This is a genomic window from Anaerolineae bacterium (assembly GCA_016931895.1).
In the GTDB taxonomy this organism is placed as follows: Bacteria; Chloroflexota; Anaerolineae; order 4572-78; family J111; genus JAFGNV01.
This window is the reverse complement of sequence record JAFGDY010000287.1, coordinates 1-5,501: the sequence shown is the minus strand read 5'-3', so window position 1 is coordinate 5,501 and position 5,501 is coordinate 1. Positions and strand designations below refer to the sequence as shown.

The window sequence follows — 5,501 nt, the reverse complement described above, 5'->3', positions numbered from 1 at the left end:
CTATTTTCTTGGATTAACACTCATATAGATTTTCGCCTATTTGAAAAGTGTCAACTTAACTATTCGTAAGAGATGAACCATCCCAATAATCGTGAAGGAATAAACAGTTACTGTTATGTTGTTAGAAAATTCGGCTCATTTTTGGCCCAATTGGGTTGCAGCAACGCTCAATTTGCCTCCTCTTCAGAGAGGAGGCGCAGTCCGCGGCTGGGGGTGTCATCATTTAGGTGGTTGCCAACTTGTGCAACCGCTTCAAGTTCCAGGCCAAACAGACCAGGCACCATTCTCCGGCGGCGGACTGCAAACCGCGCAGCGAGAATTGCCGGAACCCCAATACCTCCTTGATAATGCCAATGACCGGCTCGACTGTGGACTTACGCAAGCCGTAAATGGCTTGGCCCAGTTCGGTCTGAAGCTTGTAGGCCATTTTGACGATCGGGCTGGCGTCATCAGGGGGTGGCTCAGGCGTTTGGGCAAATCGTTCTTGCCAGCTACGGTGATGCGGCTCACGCCCGGTGGCAATGAAAGGCTCAATCTGCCGGGCCTCCAAGTCCTGGATGTTCCGGGGGGCAAAGTAGATTTTGTCCAAGGCGGCGGCTTTGGGTTGGCCAATCTCAGGCGGGATGGCATCGACCGTAGGAATGGCTTCATAAGTATCGACCGGATGATTCGACAAGCTGTGACCCACGACAAACAAATTCTCCTGCTCCACGGCGATCTGGACATTGTAATGCTGATCAAAACCGGCATTGGTGCTATTCTTCATAATCTGGGAGTCTGGATCAGTAAAGTTGTATTGATCCTTGGCCCGGGGGCCGCTCTGCTGGGGCGGCTTGGGTTCTGGCCCTCGTGGTTTGCGCCCACTCTCTTGAGCCTTTTCGGCCCGCAACCGCAGCCTCGTATTCAGCCACCTCCACCTGATAGCGCTCGGCCGCCCGGGCCTCCAAGACAGCCTTGGCCTGGGCCAGGTTCAGCAAGCGTTCTTGTCGAAAAGCCACCTCAGTTTCGATCGTCAAGCCTGGGGGCCATTCGGTTGCATCAGTTTGTTCACCCAAGGCCAACAACTCCTCGATTTCCTGCTGCAAGCGGGCTTCCAGTTCCAGCAACCGACCATAACTGACCGCTTTGCTCTTGGAGGCATCCGCATGGATCTTGCTCCCATCCAGACTAATATTACCCAAGGTCAGGTATCCCAGCTCGTGGGCAATCAGCAAGACCTGAGCAAACACCAACTTGATCTCGGCCAGAAACTGCTTGCGAAACCAGGCCAGGGTCGAATGATCCGGATGCAGCCCGCCCGCCAGAAAGCGAAAGGAAATGATCTCATAGGTGGCCTGCTCGATCTGGCGGGAACTGAAGATACCGGTGGCGTAGGCATACAGCAACAGCGCCAACAGCACTTTGGGATCAATCGGTTCGCCGCCCGTCGCCGCATAGTAGGTGTAAAAAGCACTCAAATCCAGCATTCCCACGATTTCCACAATAAAGCGGGCCAAATGATCAGCCGGCAGACAATCATTGATGGTCAGCTTTTGCTGACCGGATTGTTCATAATCAACCGTTTTGAACTTGCGGGCCATAAGCGGGTTCTCCTGCCAAGTGCATCAGATTTGCTCAATGACCGCAATTTTACTGTAAATCAAATTCGGAGGGAAGCCGCTCTCTCCGACAAACTGCTAGTTGCTCTGAGCGACCAACGGGAGCGAAGAATCTCCTCATAACGGTTGCAAACAATAACTCATAGGAGATTCTTCACTCCGCTTCAGCCGCTTCGCTTCCAAGCTTCGTTCAGAATGACATGTCGAATTACCGAATCATCACGAGTATATTCATAATCGTTGTTGGGCCAGTCGGGTGGCCTTAAAGCAGGAGTTACAGCAAATTTCACCCATTTTCATCAGGGGGCGGCGTGGCGGTAGGGATAGGCGTTGGCGGAGAATTGGGGCTGGGGCAGATACGCAAACCGGCCCAGGCCGGATTGTAAGCTGAACTGTCTAACTCCAACGCTTTCAAGAGCCAGGGAACTGCCTGGTTGCATAACGGCGGTTCCAAATAGGCAAAGGCCAGCCCCAGGCTATAGTAGTACTCTACGGGCGCCGATGATCTTTCTTTAAATTGAATGTTGATTTGGGCTTTTTGACTGCCATCGGGTTGCACATAAGCCACACTGTCAATGCGGTTGGGCCAAAAGATCACTTTTATTTCATAAGGTATGTTTTCGGGTTGGGGCAGGTTATTGAGATCAAGGAAAAGATTTCCACTGGTAAAATTGAGCGTGGCTGCGCCAGAAGTTTGGCTAAAAGTTTGGGTGAGGGTGAACGATTGGGCTGAATCCACCAAAACCGTCTGGCTCTGGATGGATTGCACAATAGTCTCAGCGCAAGACTCTTCTGAGTCGGGCCGGAGGGTAGATTGATAACTTACCGGATGGAGTTGGGCTACATAATTATTATTGTCGGTATCCGGTTTAGCGAAACGCCCTCGTAAAATAGGAACGGACTCTGGGCCGGTCAGCGTTTCAATCTCGGTATAAACTTCAACCCAGCGGGCGCGGCGCAGGAACTCTTTTTCGGCCAATTCAATGGCTTTGGGCAAAAACTCAACCGCGGTTTCAAAATTTTGGCGGGTATAATAAAGCATGCCCATGTGGCCCCAGGCTTTGAAGTAGGTGGGATCAACTCCGGCGCTCTGCTCTAACGCATCCAATGCTCGCGGATAATCTCCTTCAGTATAATAGGTCCACCCTAAACGATCATACGCTTCCGGGTCGGTCGGATTTAGCTTGATGGCTTTTTTGTAACGCTCCGCGGCTTTTTCCAAATCGCCGGCCCAGTAATAACTGCGCCCGGCGTCAATATACAGCGGGCCTAAATTGGGAGCCAGAGTGATGGCATTTTCATAAAACTCCGCCGCTTCCGCATAACGTCCCTGGATTTCCAGGGCATAACCCATGTTGTGTTGGGCGTCTATGCTGTTGAAGTTGACCTCCAGCGCCTGCTGGGCCGTGGTGCGGGCCAAGGTCCAATTCGCCTGGTCGGCATAGACTTCTGAAAGAAAGGCGTAACCTTCGGCGTAGCCTGGGTCCAATTCAATGGCGCACGAGCAGGCGTCAAAGGCTTCACTGTAGCGGGCTTCCCAATCCAGGGCGCGGCAATAGTAGGCCAGGTTTTCGGGGCTGGTGGGGTTGAGCAGCACGGCCTGGGCGGCTCGCTCTACGGCTTTGGCCGTATCATGGGTATAAACCAGCAGGCGCGATTGGCGAATATAGGGGATGTCGTTGTTGGGGTCTAATTGAATGGCCTGCTCATAAGCGGCAATGGCTTCATGGAGTTGGCCCTCCACAAAATAAGCGTCGCCATCGGCAATGTAAAGCACGGCCGGCCGGGTGGGGGTAGGGGTAGGGCCAAATTGCTGGGCCAAAGACGGCACTTCAAATTCAAGGTAGCCAACGTAAATACTCAACAAAATGACCAAAACAAAGATCGCGCCCACCAAAAAAATAAATAGGCCGGCCATGATCAAGGGATTACGTTTTTTTGGTCTGGGACGATATTCCATTTACCTTACGCTGCTTTTTGGTTAGGCGTATCCTTTTTGGCTGAGACTGCCTCGCGCAAAATCTCACGGGCGCTTTCCTGGGTGCTATCGCTCAGAGCGCCCAGCATTTGGGCCAACTCGTTCACCTGGTCGTCGCCGGAGAGGATGCGCACGCCGGTCTGGGTCCGTCCGCCCGTCACTTGTTTGGTTACATGATAATGGGCGTCGGCGTAACCGGCAATTTGGGGCAGGTGAGTGACACACAAAGCCTGATGTTGGCCCTGGGTAAGTTGCCACAATTTATAACCCACAACACCCCCAATACGACCGCCAATACCCTGGTCAATTTCGTCAAAAATCAAGGTGGGGGTTTCATCGGCTCCGGCCAGCACGGTTTTGAGGGCCAGCATGATCCGGCTGGTTTCACCGCCAGAGGCCACTTTAACCAGCGGTTTGAGCGGTTCGCCGGGATTGGGGCTGATGAGAAATTCAATCCGGTCAATACCGCGTTCGTCATAGGCCAGGGTCCGGGTCTCGTCGTCTGTTTTAACGTAAACGCCGTCAGGATCGTCGTTCCATTTTATCTCAACGGTGAAGCCGGCTTTTTCCATGCTCAAATCGGCCAATTGGGCCACCACTCGCTCGGCCAGGGTCAGGCCTGCCTGGCGGCGGGCCTGAGACAGAGCCAGGGCATGCGCCCCAATTTTGTGGCGCAGTTCCTCTTGCGCTTCTTTAAGTTCTTCGATGCGTTCTTCGCTATGGCTAATGGTTTCCAGCTCGGCCTGGGCGCGCTGGCCAAAGGCAATGATCTCGGCTATGGTTTGGCCATATTTGCGCTTAAGGTTGAAAATAAGATTGAGGCGTTCTTCAAGCTCCTGCAAGCGGGTGGGATCGAAATCAATACCTTCACTATAATCGCGCAGATTTGCGGCCAGGTCTTGCACCTGGTCGGCCAAACCATCAACCAGTTGGCCTTGTTCAGACAAGGAGGAGTCAAGTTTGACCAGATTGCCCATCAAGCGACTAACCTGGCCCAGCAAATCCACTGCCGAAAGTTGCTCCTCGCCGCTTCCTTCCACCAACAAACGATAAGCTTCGCCGGAGAGTTGGTTGAGCTGTTCGGCATTGGCCAGGCGATTGCGCTCCGTGTTTAATTCTTCCTCTTCACCCGGCTTCAAATTGGCCGCCTGAATTTCTTCAACTTGAAACGAAAGCTGGTCAACCCGGCGGGCCAACTGCTGTTCGTTTTTGAGCAAATTATCCAATTCTTGGCGCACTTGGCGCAACTGGCGGACAGCCGCGGCCAGGCTCTCGCGCTGCTCATCCAGGCCGGCATAACGATCCAAAAAGCGTTGATGCTCCCGCACGCGCAGCAGGCTGAGATGTTCGCTCTGGCCGTGAATGTCAACCAGCGGCTGGGCCACTTCTTCTAAAATGCCCAGGTTGACCGCCCGCCCGTTAACCCGGCAAAAATTGCGGCCGGTACTGCGGATTTCACGGCCTAAAATGAGCACGTCCGGATCATCGCCTTCCAGCCCTTCCCGTTCCAGGATGGAGTCTATATTGGTCCGCAGATAATCGGACAGGCGAAAAATACCTTCCACCCGGGCCTGCTCGCTTCCGGCGCGGATAAACGTGGCGTCGGCGCGTCCGCCCAAAAGCATACTGACCGCATCAATAATAATAGATTTCCCGGCCCCGGTTTCGCCGGTGAGCACATTAAAACCGGGGGCAAAGTTAAGGGTCAATTCATTGATAATGGCGAAATCGGCAATGTTTAGTTCGGTAAGCACGGTAGTTACCTTTTTTAATATAAAGGACGAAACTTTATCCGCTGGCGTAACGTATTGTACAGTGTAGTGTTTTTATTTTTAGAGAGTATCAGTAGATCCAAATTTGGTCAAAATTCATATACCTAAAGGAGCGACATCAGCAGAGATAAACGAGACAACCCCATAGATTTT

Annotated in this window: 2 protein-coding genes and 1 pseudogene; all 3 read right to left on the bottom strand. The window is 52.8% G+C overall.

The features are described 5' to 3' along the window. Positions 1-223: 223 nt before the first annotated feature. Positions 224-1,580 (bottom strand): annotated as a pseudogene (locus JW953_21860) (transposase). Between the two features lie 304 nt (positions 1,581-1,884). Further along, positions 1,885-3,558: a tetratricopeptide repeat protein gene (locus tag JW953_21855; protein ID MBN1995349.1), complete on the bottom strand. Its 1,674-nt coding sequence runs from the start codon at positions 3,556-3,558 to the stop codon at positions 1,885-1,887. 5 nt (positions 3,559-3,563) lie between these two features. After that, positions 3,564-5,330, bottom strand: a complete 1,767-nt coding sequence (recN, locus tag JW953_21850; protein ID MBN1995348.1) for a DNA repair protein RecN — start codon at positions 5,328-5,330, stop codon at positions 3,564-3,566. Positions 5,331-5,501 lie beyond the last annotated feature (171 nt).